Source organism: Kocuria sp. BT304, assembly GCF_003290245.1.
Classification (GTDB): domain Bacteria; phylum Actinomycetota; class Actinomycetes; order Actinomycetales; family Micrococcaceae; genus Kocuria; species Kocuria rhizophila_A.
Window position 1 is genome coordinate 318,572 of record NZ_CP030039.1, and the last position, 13,805, is coordinate 332,376.

The 13,805-nt window shown below is 71.2% G+C and carries 12 protein-coding genes and 1 riboswitch; of the genes, 6 read left to right on the plus strand and 6 right to left on the minus strand.

The genetic code is table 11. The features are described from left to right. Nucleotide 1 precedes the first annotated feature (1 nt). Nucleotides 2-808 carry an exodeoxyribonuclease III gene (locus DNL27_RS01430; protein ID WP_112234488.1) on the minus strand — a complete coding sequence of 269 codons (807 nt, stop codon included), beginning with the start codon at nt 806-808 and terminating at the stop codon, nt 2-4. Nucleotides 809-946: 138 nt separating this feature from the next. Here DNL27_RS01430 and DNL27_RS01435 point away from each other — a divergent pair, with 138 nt between their 5' ends. Continuing rightward, nucleotides 947-2,206, plus strand: coding sequence for a phosphatidylserine/phosphatidylglycerophosphate/cardiolipin synthase family protein (locus DNL27_RS01435; RefSeq protein ID WP_112234489.1), 1,260 nt, complete (start codon nt 947-949; stop codon nt 2,204-2,206). 259 nt (nt 2,207-2,465) lie between these two features. On the opposite strand, the gene DNL27_RS01440 is transcribed toward DNL27_RS01435, so the two are convergent. Then, nucleotides 2,466-3,896 carry an LLM class flavin-dependent oxidoreductase gene (locus tag DNL27_RS01440; protein ID WP_112234490.1) on the minus strand — a complete coding sequence of 477 codons (1,431 nt, stop codon included), beginning with the start codon at nt 3,894-3,896 and terminating at the stop codon, nt 2,466-2,468. Nucleotide 3,897: 1 nt separating this feature from the next. After that, nucleotides 3,898-4,662, minus strand: a complete 765-nt coding sequence (locus DNL27_RS01445; RefSeq protein ID WP_112234491.1) for a 3-oxoacyl-ACP reductase — start codon at nt 4,660-4,662, stop codon at nt 3,898-3,900. 44 nt (nt 4,663-4,706) lie between these two features. After that, nucleotides 4,707-4,835: riboswitch (TPP riboswitch) on the minus strand. A 145-nt stretch (nt 4,836-4,980) separates the two neighbouring features. Here DNL27_RS01445 and nhaA point away from each other — a divergent pair. Further along, nucleotides 4,981-6,372 carry a Na+/H+ antiporter NhaA gene (gene nhaA / locus DNL27_RS01450; protein ID WP_112234492.1) on the plus strand — a complete coding sequence of 464 codons (1,392 nt, stop codon included), beginning with the start codon at nt 4,981-4,983 and terminating at the stop codon, nt 6,370-6,372. 221 nt (nt 6,373-6,593) lie between these two features. Here the strand turns inward: nhaA and nadE are convergent, their stop codons facing one another. Then, nucleotides 6,594-7,421, minus strand: coding sequence for an ammonia-dependent NAD(+) synthetase (gene nadE, locus DNL27_RS01455; RefSeq protein WP_112234493.1), 828 nt, complete (start codon nt 7,419-7,421; stop codon nt 6,594-6,596). 136 nt (nt 7,422-7,557) lie between these two features. On the opposite strand from nadE, the gene DNL27_RS01460 reads away from it, so the two are divergent. The 4 genes from DNL27_RS01460 to DNL27_RS01475 all read left to right on the plus strand — a co-directional run bounded on the left by DNL27_RS01460 (nt 7,558) and on the right by DNL27_RS01475 (nt 11,775). Beyond that, complete coding sequence (locus DNL27_RS01460) at nt 7,558-8,340, plus strand: enoyl-CoA hydratase (protein WP_112234494.1); 783 nt, start codon at nt 7,558-7,560, stop codon at nt 8,338-8,340. Between the two features lie 374 nt (nt 8,341-8,714). Continuing rightward, nucleotides 8,715-9,116: a molybdopterin-binding protein gene (locus DNL27_RS01465; protein ID WP_012397245.1), complete on the plus strand. Its 402-nt coding sequence runs from the start codon at nt 8,715-8,717 to the stop codon at nt 9,114-9,116. Beyond that, a complete protein-coding gene (modA, locus tag DNL27_RS01470; RefSeq protein WP_112234495.1) occupies nt 9,116-9,949 on the plus strand; it encodes a molybdate ABC transporter substrate-binding protein in 834 nt (277 codons plus the stop codon). Before DNL27_RS01465 ends, modA begins: the two co-directional genes overlap by 1 nt. Then, a complete protein-coding gene (locus DNL27_RS01475) occupies nt 9,946-11,775 on the plus strand; it encodes an ABC transporter permease (RefSeq protein ID WP_112234496.1) in 1,830 nt (609 codons plus the stop codon). The genes modA and DNL27_RS01475 overlap by 4 nt, the downstream gene beginning before the upstream one ends. 143 nt (nt 11,776-11,918) lie before the next feature. Here the strand turns inward: DNL27_RS01475 and DNL27_RS01480 are convergent, their stop codons facing one another. Beyond that, the gene (locus tag DNL27_RS01480) at nt 11,919-12,713 is read right to left on the minus strand and encodes a hypothetical protein (protein ID WP_112234497.1); all 795 of its coding nucleotides are present in this window, start codon (nt 12,711-12,713) and stop codon (nt 11,919-11,921) included. Next, complete coding sequence (locus tag DNL27_RS01485; RefSeq protein ID WP_112234498.1) at nt 12,710-13,711, minus strand: ABC transporter ATP-binding protein; 1,002 nt, start codon at nt 13,709-13,711, stop codon at nt 12,710-12,712. The genes DNL27_RS01480 and DNL27_RS01485 overlap by 4 nt, the downstream gene beginning before the upstream one ends. Between the last annotated feature and the right edge of the window lie 94 nt (nt 13,712-13,805).

Sequence of the window (13,805 nt, forward strand, 5' to 3'; positions counted from 1 at the left end):
ATCAGTCGATCTCGATCACGACGGGCGCGTGGTCCGAGGCGCCCTTGCCCTTGCGCTCGTCGCGGTCGATCCAGGCGTCCTGCACGCGCGCGGCCAGTGCGGGGGAGCACAGCTGGAAGTCGATGCGCATGCCCTCCTTCTTGGGGAAGCGCAGCTGCTTGTAGTCCCAGTAGGTGTAGACGCCGGGGCCGGGGTGGCGCGGGCGCACGACGTCCTGGTAGCCGGCGTCCTCGATGAACGCGTGGAATGCCGCGCGCTCGGGTTCGCTGACGTGGGTGTAGCCGCCCTCCTTGAAGAGCTGGATGTCCCACACGTCGTCGTCCTGCGGGGCCACGTTCCAGTCGCCCACCAGGGTGATCTGCGCGTCCGGGTCCTCCTGCAGCCACTGCTTGGCATGGCCCTCCAGCACGCGCAGCCACTCGAGCTTGTACGGCATGTGGGGGTCGTCCAGGCCGCGGCCGTTGGGCACGTAGAGGGACCACACGCGCACACCGCCGCACGTGGCGCCGATCGCGCGGGCCTCCTGCGCCGGCTCCTGGCCGGGCTTGCCGAACGTGGGCTGGTCCGGGAAGGTGCGCTGCACGTCCGTGAGCCCCACGCGGGAGGCGATCGCCACGCCGTTCCACTGGTTCACGCCGAAGTGGGCCACCTCGTAGCCCGCGAACTCGAACAGCTCCCACGGGAAGTTCTCGTCCTTGGCCTTGGTCTCCTGGATGGCCAGCACGTCCACGTCGGAGCGGTCGAGCCACGCCTCGATGCGGTCGGCGCGGGCGCGGATGGAGTTCACGTTCCACGTGGCGATTCTCATGGGCTCCACCGTAGCCATCCGCGCCGCACCGGAGAAACCGGTGCAGTGCGCTCCGCACGGGTCGCCGTCCGGGGACTTCCACCGGAGCCCCAGCCGTGGCACGGCACCCCCGTGAACGCCGGGCAGTAGGGTGGCGGGATGAGTGCTTCGCGTGTGCTGTCCGAGATCAGAGAACGCCGGATCGTCGTCAAGGCGGCGGGGATCGGCGCGGGTTCCCTGCTGGGGGCACAGGCAGCGGTGGTGGCCTCGCTCGCGGGCATCGACTGGTGGAAGCAGCGCGGGCGCAAGCAGCGTGACGCCCCCCGTCCGGGAACGTACACGGCCCAGGTCCAGGACTCGGAGCTGACCATCTACACCTCGGGTGAGGACGTCTACGAGGACATGCTGGAGGCCATCGACGGCGCCGAGCGCTCCGTCCACATGGAGACGTTCATCTGGAAGAACGACGAGATCGGGCAGCGCTTCCTGGACGGCATGAACCGTGCGGCGGAGCGCGGCGTGGACGTGTTCGTGATCTACGACGGCTTCGCCAACCTGGTGGTCCCGCAGACTTTCTACCGCTTCGACAGCAAGGTCCACGTGTTCCGCATGCCGTTCCTGCGGCGCCCGTTCTGGAAGGGGCCGCTGCGGTTCTCCGGCCTGAACCACTCCAAGATCCTGGTGGTGGACGACGAGATCGGTTTCGTGGGCGGGTTCAACATCGGGTCCATGTACTCGCGGCAGTGGCGGGACACCCACATCCGGGAGGTCGGCCCGGCGGTGTGGGGGCTGCGCAACGCGGTGGCCACCGTGTGGAACGAGGACCGCGAGCCGGGCACGGCCATCGAGTGGGTTCCGCCCAAGAGCTGGGACCCGGAGGTCCGGGTCAACGCCAACCTGCCCATCCAGATCGTGTATCCCATCCGCGAGATGTACATGAACGCGATCGACCGGGCGCAGGACCACATCTGGATCAACACCCCGTACTTCATCCCGGACCAGCAGGTGCTCGACACCCTCCTGGACGCCGCGGCCCGCGGGGTGGACGTGCGGATCATGGTCCCCAAGGACTCCAACCACATCCTGGCGGACTGGGTGTCGCGCGGCTTCTACGGCCAGCTGCTGCGCGGCGGGGTGACCATCCTGCTGTACGCCGCGAGCATGATCCACTCCAAGACGGCCACGATCGACGGCGAGTGGTCCACCGTGGGCACCGCCAACCTGGACCGCCTCTCCCTGTCCTTCAACTACGAGACCAACGTGGAGATCGTGGACCCGGACTTCGCCGCGCAGATGGAGAAGGTGTTCCTCGCGGACAGCGAGCACTGCGAGGAGCTCACCTCCCCGCGCTGGCGGGACCGTCACCCCATGGCGCGCGTTGCCGAGGTCCTGCTGGTCCCGCTGCGCCCCCTGCTCTGACATCCCCGCCGGACGACGACGCCGCACGGCCGGCTCCCGCGCGCCCGTCCCCGGACCGCCGCCGCCCTCGCGGAACCCTGCACCCCCCAAGATCGGGCTCCCCGCCCCAGCAATAAGCCCCCCACCCCAGGGTTAAGTGCAGGTTTTGCCCCTCAGGGGCCGAAAAGTGGCAAAAGCTGCACTTAAGAATGTGGGCGGGGGCGCTGGCGAGGTTGTGGCCCCCGGGAAGGGGCGCGGCGGCGTCGTCGTGCGGCGGGTGTCAGCCCAGCGTGAGGTGACCGCGCAGCGTGGTGGCGGTGTACTCGGTGCGGAACAGGCCGCGGCGCTGCAGCTCGGGGACCACGAGGTCCACGAAGTCCTCGAGCGAGTCCGGCTGCACGGATGGCATGAGGTTGAAGCCGTCCGCCCCGCCGTTCTCCAGCCACTCCTGCATTTGGTCCGCAATCGACTCCGGGGTGCCCACCATGGTGCAGTGGCCCCCGCCAGCGGCCAGGCGCCCGAGCAGCTGGCGGACCGTGGGGTGCTCCGCCTCGACGATCCGCAGGATGGTCCCGTAGCGGCCCTGCGGCCCGGTGAACTCCTCCAGGGGCGGCAGCGGGGGCACGGGCGCGTCCAGGTCCCAGGCTGAGCAGTCCTGCTCCACGAACGTGGAGAGCTGCGCGAGGGACTGCTCCACGGGCAGCAGCCGGTCCACGCGGTCCTGCTTCTCCTGCGCCTCCTCGTGCGTGCGGCCCACATAGGTCACGAGTCCGGGCATCACGGCCACGGACTCCGGATCGCGCCCGGCCCGCGCGACCTCTGCCTTGACCGAGGAGTAGTACTCCTGGGCGGCGGGGAGGTCGTAGGCCACGGCGTAGATCCCCTCCGCGTAGTCCCCGGCCAGGGCCTTGCCGGGGCCGGACGCACCGGCCTGGAAGAGCACCGGCTCGCCCTGCGGGGAGCGCGGGACCGTGAGGGGTCCGTCCACCAGGAAGTGGCGGCCCTCGTGGTCCAGGCGGTGCAGCTTGGAGGGGTCCGCCCACCGGCCCTCGGGGTCCGCGGTGACGGCGTCTTCGTCCCAGCTGGCCCACAGGGCGCGGGCCACCTCCACGAACTCGCGGGCGCGCTCGTAGCGCTCGTCCTTGGGCGGCATGGCCCGGTAGCCGTGGTTGCGGGCTTCCGCATCCCACATGGAGGTCACCACGTTCCAGCCCGCCCGGCCGCCCGAGATGTGGTCCAGGGACGCGAGCATCCGGGCCGCGTGGAACGGGGTGAAGAACGTGGAGGAGACCGTGCACACCAGGCCGATGCGCTCGGTGGCGCGCGCCATCGCGGACAGCGCGGTCAGCGGTTCGAGCGACCAGTGGGGTCCGCCGGACACGTCGCCCACGCTGTGGCCGTCCGCGAAGAACACGGCATCGAACAGGCCGTGCTCGGCGGTCTGCGCGAGCTCCTCGTAGTAGGTGATGTCCGTGAGGCGGTGCACCGAGGAGTTCGGGGCGCGCCACGCGGCCTGGTGGTGGCCGGCGCCGTAGAGGAACGCGTTGAGGTGGAGGCGGCGGGCCGGTGCGGTCGTGGGCGACGACGCCGCAGCCGCCGTCCCGAGCGTCGGCCCGGCTTCGGGGGTGGTTGCCGACGCCGCGCCCCCGGCAGGTGCCGTGCGCGCGGGACCGGGCTGGGCGGCGTCGTCGTGCGGAGAGGGGGCGGCCATGTCAGTCCATCACCAGCCCGCCGTCGACCACCAGGTTCTGGCCGGTGACCCCGCGGGACCAGTCCGAGGCGAAGAACAGGGCGGTGTCCGCGAACTCCTCGGGGGTGGTCACGCGGCCCAGGGGAGTGCCGGCGGCAATGAAGTCGAAGACCTCGTCCGGGGTGGCGGCGCTCGCGTCCGTGGTGCGCAGCAGGCCGCCGGAAATCATGTTCACCGTGATGCCCTGCGGGCCCAGATCCTTGGCGGCGGTGCGGGTGAGGGAGAGCAGGGCGGCCTTCGCGGCGGTGTAGTCGTGGTAGGGGACCACCGGGTTCTGGAAGAGGTTGGTGCCGATGTTGATGATGCGCCCCTCACCGGCCTCCGCCATGCCCGGGGTGACCGCCTGCATCACGTTGAGGGCACCCACCACGGCGCCCTCGAACTGCTGGGTCAGGTTCTCCGCAGTGAGGGTGTCCAGGGTGGGGCGGGCATCGCCGTTGAAGCTGAAGTCCACCAGGGCGTTGTTCACCGCCACCGTGATCGGCGCGCTGAAGTGCTCCCGGGCCCGGGAGACCATGTCCCGCACCTGCTGGGCGTCGGTCACATCCGCCTGGACCGCGAGTGCCCTGTCCTCCCCGAGTTCGCTGACCAGCGCACGGGCCCGCTCCTCGCTGGAGTGGTAGTTCACGACGACGCGCGCGCCCTCGCGCGCGAACGCCCGGCTGAGGTGCTCCCCGAGCCCGCGGGCTCCCCCGGTGACCAGGACAATGATGTTCTCGATCCGCATGCTCACTCCTGTGGCTCACGGCGAAGAAAGCGGTGCACCCCCGAGCGGGAACCCCGTGACATCCCTTCGCCAGTACTAACTGGACAGGTTCGACGGGTGTCATCTCAGCCGCTGCGGTCCTCTGTCTGCCCGCCCGGTGGGCGGGGAGGGTGGCGGCACCCCGTGTCACTGGTGGCCAGTGTAGACGGAGCCGCTCAGCCTCATGGCAGCCGCCCCGCGTGCGCCGCCCAAAAGCGCACTGCTACCCTTGCTGGCTGGTGTGCCGGGAAGTCTGGTCGGCGGTAATGAGCGTGATGCCCGTCGACACTGGAGTGATCCATGCCCCCGCACCACAGCACCACCCCTGCCCACGTTGAGCCCGGAACCCCGGGAACCGTGGTGCAGGCAGAACCCTCCGGCTTCGTCTCGGAGCCCGGTTTCTTCAACCATCCTGAGCCCCCGTGCGAGCCCGACCACCCCTCGGGCGGCCTCTTCTCCCGCCTCCAGGACGTCCTGCGCCGCGAGACCGTGGCCGGCATCCTCCTGGTGGTCGCCGCCGTCCTCGCCATCGTCTGGGCCAACTCGCCCTTCGTGGAGAGCTACTTCGCCCTCCGGGACCTGAAGGTCGGCTACGAGCCGTGGCACCTGGACCTCAGCCTGGGGACGTGGGCCGCGGACGGGCTGCTCGCCGTGTTCTTCTTCCTCGTGGGCCTGGAGCTCAAGCGCGAGTTCGTCGCGGGTGATCTGCGGGACCTCGGGAAGGCGGCGGTGCCGGTCGCGGCGGCCGTGGGCGGCGTCGTCGTCCCGGCTCTGATCTACGCGGGCGTTAACCTCGGCAGCCCCGAGACCCTGGGCGGTTGGGCGATCCCCACCGCCACGGACATCGCGTTCGCGGTGGCCGTCCTCGCGATCGTGGGCTCGCACCTGCCCAGCGCGCTCCGCCTGTTCCTGCTGACGCTCGCGGTGGTGGACGACCTGCTCGCCATCACCATCATCGCGGTCTTCTACACCGACGAGGTGCACGTGCTCCCGCTGCTCCTCGCGCTCGTCCCGCTGGCCGTGTTCGGGCTCCTGGCGCACCGCTTCCCGCGCTTCTTCGCGCACCGCACGTGGGCCGCCTGGGCGATCCTGGTGCCGCTGGCCGTGATCACGTGGGCCCTGGTGCACGAGGCCGGGATCCACGCCACGGTCGCGGGTGTCCTGCTCGGTTTCGTCGTCCCCGTCCTCGCGGGGAAGGCCTCCGGGGAGCCCGTGGAGCTCGCCGAGCACCTGGAGCACCGCGTCCGGCCACTGTCCGCCGGGTTCGCGGTGCCGGTCTTCGCGTTCTTCTCCGCGGGCGTCGCGGTGGGCGGCTGGGACGGATTGACGACGGCGCTCGCCGTCCCCGTCACGCTCGGCATCATCGCGGGCCTCGTCCTGGGCAAGCCCCTGGGCATCATGGGTGCCACGTGGCTCACCACCGTGCTCACCGGACGCAAGCTGGACCCGACCTACCGGTGGATCGACCTGGTGGGGATCGCGCTGCTGGCCGGGATCGGGTTCACGGTGTCCCTGCTGATCTCGGAGCTCAGCTTCGACCCGGCCGCGGACGCCGGGGACCAGGCCAAGGTGGCCGTGCTGACCGCCTCGGTCCTGGCGGCCGTGCTGGCCGGCGGTGTCCTGGCGGTCCGCAACCGCCGCTACCGCAGCGCGTCACCCCGGGTGTTCGGGAACGACGCCGCAGAGGCGTAGGGACCGGGGGCTTCCGTCCCCTGCGGTGGTCGTTGCGGAGGTCATGTGCCGGGCGCTTCCCGGGGCCGAAACTGTGTCAGTCGCGAGGTCGGATCGCGTGGAACGGAAGCCGTGCCATGGCACTCCACGACGCGCTGAGGGCCCGCATCACCGGGGCCCCCAATCAGTGACGCCGCCGGGCACGACCCGCTCGGCGGCGTCGGCGCTGAACGGGAGCGGGTTCAGCCCTCCCGCCACCACGCGTCCGCCGGGGTGACCGGCACGGTGCGCTTGTGACGGGAGCGCAGGAAGATCTGCTCCAGCTTCTCCGCGACCTCCGCGGGGACGTCCTTGCCCTCGAGGTAGTCGTCGATGTTCTCGTAGGTGAGCCCCAGCTCGTCCTCGTCGGTGCGGCCGGGGTTGTCGTTGAGCAGGTCCGCGGTGGGCACCTTCCCGACCAGCTGCTCCGAGGCTCCCAGGTACTCCAGCAGCTGCCGGTTCTGCCGCTTGTTCAGCCCGGCCAGGGGCAGGAGGTCCGCCCCGCCGTCCCCGAACTTGGTGAAGAACCCGGTGATGGACTCCGCCGCGTGGTCCGTGCCGATCACCAGCAGGTTGTGGTCCCCGCCCACCGCGTACTGCGCGGTCATGCGCACGCGGGCCTTGGTGTTGCCGCGTGTGAAGTCGCTGAGCTGCTCACCGGTGGCGGCGGCGTAGGCGGCCTCGAATCCGTCGACGGCCGGCGCGACGTCGTACGTGACCACCCGGTCCGGCTCGATGAAGGCGAGCGCGGCCTGCGCGTCGTCCTCGTCCTGCTGGGTGCGGTAGGGCAGACGCATGGCCACGAACTCCGCGGGGATCTCGTCCTCGCGCAGCCTCTCCACGGCCAGTTGCGCGAGCCGCCCCGCGAGCGTGGAGTCCACGCCGCCGCTGATGCCCAGCACGAAGCCCCTGGTGTGCGTCGCCCGGAGGTAGTCGCACAGGAAGTCGACGCGCCGCGCCGCCTCCGCCTCCGGGTCGATCTGCGGGGCCACCCCGAGCTCGGCGATGATCTGTGCCTGCAATTCACGCATGCCGCCATGCTAGCGACCGTGTGTTTCCGGCACGTCACGTCCCACCCGCCGGATGACGACGACGCCGCGCCGGCGCCTGCTCCGGTTCGCGCCGTGTGTGAGGCGGGGCAGGGCGGCGTCGTGAGATGCTGGTCACATGACTGAGAACACCTACGACACCATCCTGGTCCGCCGTGAGGGACGCGTGGGCGTGATCACGCTGAACCGCCCCAAGGCGCTGAACGCGCTGAACGTGCAGACCATGACCGAGCTCGTGGCGGCCGCCACCGACCTGGACCGCGATCCGGAGATCGGCGCGATCGTCCTGACCGGCTCCGAGAAGGCGTTCGCCGCGGGCGCGGACATCAAGGAGATGGGCTCCAAGACCGGTTCGGACATGTACCGCGAGGACTTCTTCTCCGCGTGGGACACCTTCGCCCGGCTGCGCACGCCGAAGATCGCGGCGGTCGCGGGTTACGCCCTGGGCGGTGGCTGCGAGGCGGCCATGATGTGCGACATGATCATCGCCGCGGACACCGCCAAGTTCGGGCAGCCGGAGATCACCCTGGGTGTCATCCCCGGTATGGGCGGCACGCAGCGGCTCACCCGTGCGGTGGGCAAGGCCAAGGCGATGGACCTCATCCTCACCGGCCGCCAGATGGACGCTGAGGAGGCCGAGCGCTCCGGACTCGTCTCCCGCGTGGTTCCCGCCGACTCCCTCATGGACACCGCGCTGGAGGTCGCCGCGAAGATCGGTTCCATGTCCAAGCCGGTGGCCCAGCACGCCGTGGAGACGGTGAACACCGCGTACGAGACCACCCTGGCCGCCGGCCTGCAGTACGAGCGCCGCGTGTTCCACGGGCTGTTCTCCACTGCGGACCAGAAGGAGGGCATGGCGGCCTTCACGGAGAAGCGGAAGCCGAACTTCTCCCACGAGTGAGCGCCAGAGGTGCACCGCGCGGGGTGGTGCACCACCCGGTGACACGCATCGACGGCGCCGTTCCGGGGGAGGCCCGGGAGCGGCGCCGTCGTGCTGCCCGGCGGCGGTCGCAACAACGGAGCAGATGCAGAATTTGAGCGGTTCTGGTGCGTTTGCTCCGTTCTTGCGCGGGGGTGGAGGTGAGAGGTGGGCGGTTTTCTGGGGGCGTGCACCAACGGAGCAAACGTCGACATCCGGGCCGTTGCGTGCACTTGCTCCGCCAGTCAGCGCCGGAAGGGCGCCAGGCCGACGCCGCGAGCCCGTGACCACGGACTGTCCCCGCATCTGCGGTCCTCTTGGTGCCTATGAACCGCAGCTGCGGATAGGGTGTGTCCATGACCTTCCTCCGCGTGGCCCAGGCGGCCACCTTCCTGGGCGTCAGCGACGACACCGTGCGGCGGTGGATCGAGCAGGGCGCGCTCACCGGGCACAAGAACTCTGCGGGGCACACCGTGGTGGACGGGGCGCAGCTCGCGCAGCTTGCCCGCCGCAATGCCGTGAGCCCCGAGGACCCCGCGAAGGTGGGCAGCTCGGCCCGGAACAGGCTGGTGGGGCTGGTGACCGCGGTGAAGTCCGACCCCGTGATGTCCCAGGTGGAGCTGCAGTGCGGTCCGCACCGGATCGTGTCCCTCATGAGCACGGAGGCGGTGGAGGACCTCGGGCTCGAACCGGGATCCGTGGCCACTGCCGTGGTGAAGTCCACCGCGGTGATCGTGGAGACGGAGGGGCGCAAGTGATGGCGCGCGCAGAGCGAAAGACACCGGGCACCGCGGGTAAATGCCGCCTCACGGCCCTCGTGGCCGCTGCGGGTCTGGGTGCCCTGGTGCTCACCGGCTGCGGTGGGCAGAGCGGGGGAGGTGACGCATCGGCGTCGTTCTCGGAGGCCGGGGGCGGGGACAAGACCCTGCGGGTGTCCGCGGCGGCGTCCCTCACCACGTCCTTCGACCAGCTCTCCGACGAGTTCGAGAAGGACCACCCCGGCGTGAACGTGGACGTGAACTACGGCGGGTCCTCGGGGCTCGTGCAGCAGCTCACCGAGGGCGCACCCGCGGACGTGTTCGCCTCCGCGGACCAGAAGAACATGAAGAAGCTCACGGACGCGGATCTCACCCAGGGGGAGCCGAAGATCTTCGCGACCAACGTGCTGACCCTCGTGGTGCCCAAGGACAACCCGGCGGGGATCACGAGCGTCCAGGACGTGCTGGACAAGAAGGTCAAGCTCGTCACGTGCGCGCCCGAGGTGCCGTGCGGCGCCGCCACCCAGAAGGTGGAGAAGGCCAACGGTGTGGAGCTCAAGCCCGTGAGCCAGGAGAACGCCGTGACGGACGTGCTCGGCAAGGTCACCAGCGGCCAGGCGGACGCCGGGATCGTGTACGTCACGGATGCCAAGGCTGCCGGGGACAAGGTCACCACTATCGAGATCCCCAAGACGGACGAGGCGATCAACACGTACCCGATCGTGGCACTGAACAAGTCCGAGCAGCCGGAGCTCGCCGCGCAGTTCGTGGACCTGGTCACGGGTGAGCGCGGGCAGAAGGTGCTGAAGGACGCGGGCTTCGGCACCCCGTGACGCGCGGCTTCTCCGCCACCCCGCGGTGGGTGCTGCTCCCGGCGGCCGTGGGTGCCCTGCTGATCCTGCTGCCCCTGGTGGGGATGCTGCTGCGCATCGACTGGGCGCACCTGGGGGAGCTGCTCACGAGTGAGTCCTCGCTCGCCGCGCTGTGGCTGAGCCTGCGCACGGCGGTGGTCTCCACCGTGCTGTGCGTGCTCCTGGGCTGCCCGCTGGCCCTGGTGCTGGCGCGGTCCACGGCCCGGGGCCTCACCGTGTTCCGCTCGCTGGTGCTGCTTCCGCTCGTGCTGCCCCCGGTGGTGGGCGGCATCGCGCTGCTCTACACGTTCGGGCGCATGGGATTCCTGGGGCGTCCTCTGGGCGCGCTGGGGGTGGACATCGCGTTCTCCACCGCAGCGGTGGTGCTCGCGCAGACCTTCGTGGCACTTCCGTTCCTGGTGGTCTCGCTGGAGGGCGCACTGCGCACCACGGGCACCCGCTACGAACAGGTCGCCGCGGGCCTGGGCGCCTCCCCCACGCGCACGCTCTTCCGCGTGACGCTGCCGGTCGCCCTGCCCGCTGTGCTCTCCGGCGCCGCGCTGTCCTTCGCGCGCTGCCTGGGCGAGTTCGGCGCCACCCTCACGTTCGCGGGCAGTCTGGAGGGCGTGACCCGTACACTGCCGCTCGAGATCTACCTGCAGCGCGAGACCGATCCCGACGCCGCCGTGGCCCTCTCCCTGCTCCTCGTCCTGGTCGCGCTGCTGGTCGTCAGTCTCAGCGCCCCCGCACGACGACGCCGCGGGGCCGGCTTCCGCGCCAACCTCACCCGGTGGGTCGGCCGGGGTGGCGCCGACGGGCCGGGCGGTCGGGCCGATCCGGAGCCGCGCGGGGAATCCGCCGCGCCGGGCTCGACCGAGGGGGTCCTCGCCGCGCCGGCCGAGTCGGTGGAGTGGCGGGTCGGTGCGGGTGTGGGGGACCGGTCTGAGGCGACCTGCCACCCGGACCGCAGTCGGGCGGGCGTGGGCGGGGTGTCGGACGCGGCGGCGCCCAGAACCCGGGCTGCGGGCGGGCTCTCGCCGTCCGCGTCGCTGCCGTCGACATGGGAAGATGCGCCGTCGGCCACGACCCCCGTCTCACCTGCCAGTCCGGCGCAGGGGTCCCACCGCCCCATCGGGCTGCGCGTGGACGTGCTTCACGAGCAGCGGCATGCGGCGGCCGAGTTCACCGTGGAGCCGGGCGACACCGTGGCGCTGCTCGGGCCTAACGGGGTGGGGAAGTCCACGGTGTTCGGCGTGATCGCCGGACTGGTGGCACCGGATCGCGGTGCGGTCCAGGTGGGGGAGCGGTGCGTGGTCCGAGCGGGCACCGGAGCTCGGCCCGTGTGGGTCCCCGCGCACCGTAGGGGGGTGGCCCTCATGGCGCAGGAGCCTCTGTTGTTCCCTCACCTGAACGTGCTGGACAACGTGGCGTTCGGGCCGCGGGCGAGCGGGGCAGGGAGGGCGGAAGGGCGGCGTCGTGCCCGGGCATGGCTGCGGGAGGTGGGCGCGGAGGAGTTCGTGCAGCGGCGCCCGGACGAGCTCTCGGGAGGGCAGGCGCAGCGGGTCGCGATCGCGCGCGTGCTGGCCGCGGACCCGCGCGTGATCCTGCTGGACGAGCCCATGAGCGCACTGGACGTGGCGGCCCGCCCGCGGATGCGCGAGGTGCTTAAGCGCGTGCTGGCCGGGCGCACCGCGGTGGTCATCACTCACGACGACGCGGACGTCGCCGAACTCGCGGACGGGGTGGTGCGGATGGATCGGGTCATCCGTGGTGGGAATGGCCGGTCGCACCAGGCTGAGACGACGTAATTCCACCATGACCGGCCCGCCTGTTCCACAGGTCAGGGCCGGTCCTCGTCCGTACGGAGGACATCGATGTCCGCTGTGCCGGACAAGCCCTGGCCGTCAGCCCTGTGTGGGCTGATCTCCCCTTGCGATCACCCGCGGGGGCCCTACTTCACTTCGCGGGTGAGCACCCGCCAGATGCCGATCAGCAGCGGCACCCCGATCCACAGCAGCGAGGACGTTCCCAGCTGACCCCACTGCGTGGCGGTGAGGTCCACTCCCTCCATGAGCGGGGCGGAGGCCGCGGTGATGCTCACCCACGCGCCGAGATCCTGCAGCGCGGGCACCATCAGGGCAGCTGCCGAGTACAGGATGGGCAGGACGAAGTACGCGACGATCGCCAGGGGCACGGACAGCAGCGCCAGCCCGAACGCCACACCCTGCAGGAGGGCGAGCATCTGGCTGAGCCACTGGCCCGCCAGCTGACCGGGAGCGAGGTCGATGTTCACCGGGCTGCCGGAGAGACCGGCGGAGATCAGGTGGGCGATCAGCGCCAGGACCCACGCGGCTGCGAGGGCGATCGTCCCCAGGACGAGTGCCGCGAGCAGCTTGGCGAGCACCACACGGAGCCGGCGGGGTTCCTGCGTGAAGGTGATCAGGGCGGTGCGCTGACTCCACTCGTTGCACGCCGTGATGATCCCCAGCACGGGCAGCAGCAGCCCCTGCGGCGTCAACGTCACGACGAACAGCCCGGGGAGGTCGGCGCCCTGCTCGCGGGTCAGCCAGGTGGCGAGCCCCAGCGCGAGGGCGGTGAGCACGCCGATGGCGATCAGCAGACCGCGCCCGGCGCGCGTGTCCACCTGTTTGCGCAGCTCGACGCGCAGCAGGGTGAGGAACGAGAGCCCGCGGCCCGTCGGTTCGGCGTGGCCCCACGGGGCCGTGGTGGTGGGTACGGTGCTCATGCGGTGGGCTCCTCTCGGGCGGGCAATCCCTGGGCGGATGGCGGCTGCGCGGGCGGTGTGGTGGCGGACGACGCCGCCGCGCCGGGTGCGGGCGTTCCGCGCCCCCGCTCGTCGCGGGCGGTGTCCACGGTGAGCTGCAGGAACATGTCCTCCAGCCGGGTGCCGTCCGCGGGGCGCAGCAGGCTCAGGGGCACGTCGGCGTCGAGCGCCACGCGACCCACGCGGGCGGCGTCTGCCTCGATCTCGGCGGCACCGTCCGCGCGTCCCGAGAAGGCGATGCCTGCGGCGCTGAGCGCGGTGGCGAAGGCCGGGCGGTCCTCGGCGTCGGCCACGCAGCCGGGGCGGGTGGCGAGCAGGTCCGCCATGCTGCCCTGGGCGACGATCCGGCCGTGGCCGATCATCACGAGGTCGTCCGCGACCTGCTCCACCTCGTGCAGCAGGTGTGAACTCAGCAGCACGGTGCCGCCCTGGTCCGCGAAGTCCCGGAGCAGGCCACGCATCCAGCGGATGCCGGCGGGGTCCAGGCCGTTGGCGGGTTCGTCGAGCACGAGTACCTGGGGTTTCCCCATCAGTGCGCCCGCGAGCCCGAGGCGCTGGCGCATGCCCAGGGAGTAGTTCTTCACGCGGCGGCGTGCCTCGGAGGGCTCCAGCCCCACGAGGTCCAGCATCTCGTCCGCCCGTGCCTTACCCGCACCCGTGATGGTGGCGGCGAGCTGCAGCACCTCGCGGCCGGTGCGCCCGGGGTGCTGCGCGGCGGCGTCGAGCATCACGCCCACGTGCCGGCTGGGGTTGGGCAGCTCGGCGTAGCGTCGGCCGAGCACGAGCGCCTCGCCCGAGCTGGCCGGCGTGAGACCGGTGAGCATCCGCAGGGCCGTGGACTTCCCGGCGCCGTTGGGCCCCAGGAAACCGGTGACCCGGCCGGGCTGTGCCACGAACGAGATGTCGTCCACCGCGGTGAATCCGCCGTAGCGCTTGGTGAGGTGCTCGATGCGAATCATGCTCTCCATCCTGACGGCCGAACGGGGCAGGACGGTGGAGGTGGGGATGCGGGCGAGTCCCGTAGAGCGGTGCGGCAGGAGAGAAGCGCCGACG

Excerpts from the sequence above, each read along its gene's own strand:
- DNL27_RS01430 (WP_112234488.1), bottom strand. The coding sequence starts at position 808 with ATGAGAATCGCCACGTGGAACGTGAACTCCATCCGCGCCCGCGCCGAC.
- DNL27_RS01435 (WP_112234489.1), top strand. The coding sequence starts at position 947 with ATGAGTGCTTCGCGTGTGCTGTCCGAGATCAGAGAACGCCGGATCGTC.
- DNL27_RS01440 (WP_112234490.1), bottom strand. The coding sequence starts at position 3,896 with ATGGCCGCCCCCTCTCCGCACGACGACGCCGCCCAGCCCGGTCCCGCG.
- DNL27_RS01445 (WP_112234491.1), bottom strand. The coding sequence starts at position 4,662 with ATGCGGATCGAGAACATCATTGTCCTGGTCACCGGGGGAGCCCGCGGG.
- nhaA (WP_112234492.1), top strand. The coding sequence starts at position 4,981 with ATGCCCCCGCACCACAGCACCACCCCTGCCCACGTTGAGCCCGGAACC.
- nadE (WP_112234493.1), bottom strand. The coding sequence starts at position 7,421 with ATGCGTGAATTGCAGGCACAGATCATCGCCGAGCTCGGGGTGGCCCCG.
- DNL27_RS01460 (WP_112234494.1), top strand. The coding sequence starts at position 7,558 with ATGACTGAGAACACCTACGACACCATCCTGGTCCGCCGTGAGGGACGC.
- DNL27_RS01465 (WP_012397245.1), top strand. The coding sequence starts at position 8,715 with ATGACCTTCCTCCGCGTGGCCCAGGCGGCCACCTTCCTGGGCGTCAGC.
- modA (WP_112234495.1), top strand. The coding sequence starts at position 9,116 with ATGGCGCGCGCAGAGCGAAAGACACCGGGCACCGCGGGTAAATGCCGC.
- DNL27_RS01480 (WP_112234497.1), bottom strand. The coding sequence starts at position 12,713 with ATGAGCACCGTACCCACCACCACGGCCCCGTGGGGCCACGCCGAACCG.
- DNL27_RS01485 (WP_112234498.1), bottom strand. The coding sequence starts at position 13,711 with ATGATTCGCATCGAGCACCTCACCAAGCGCTACGGCGGATTCACCGCG.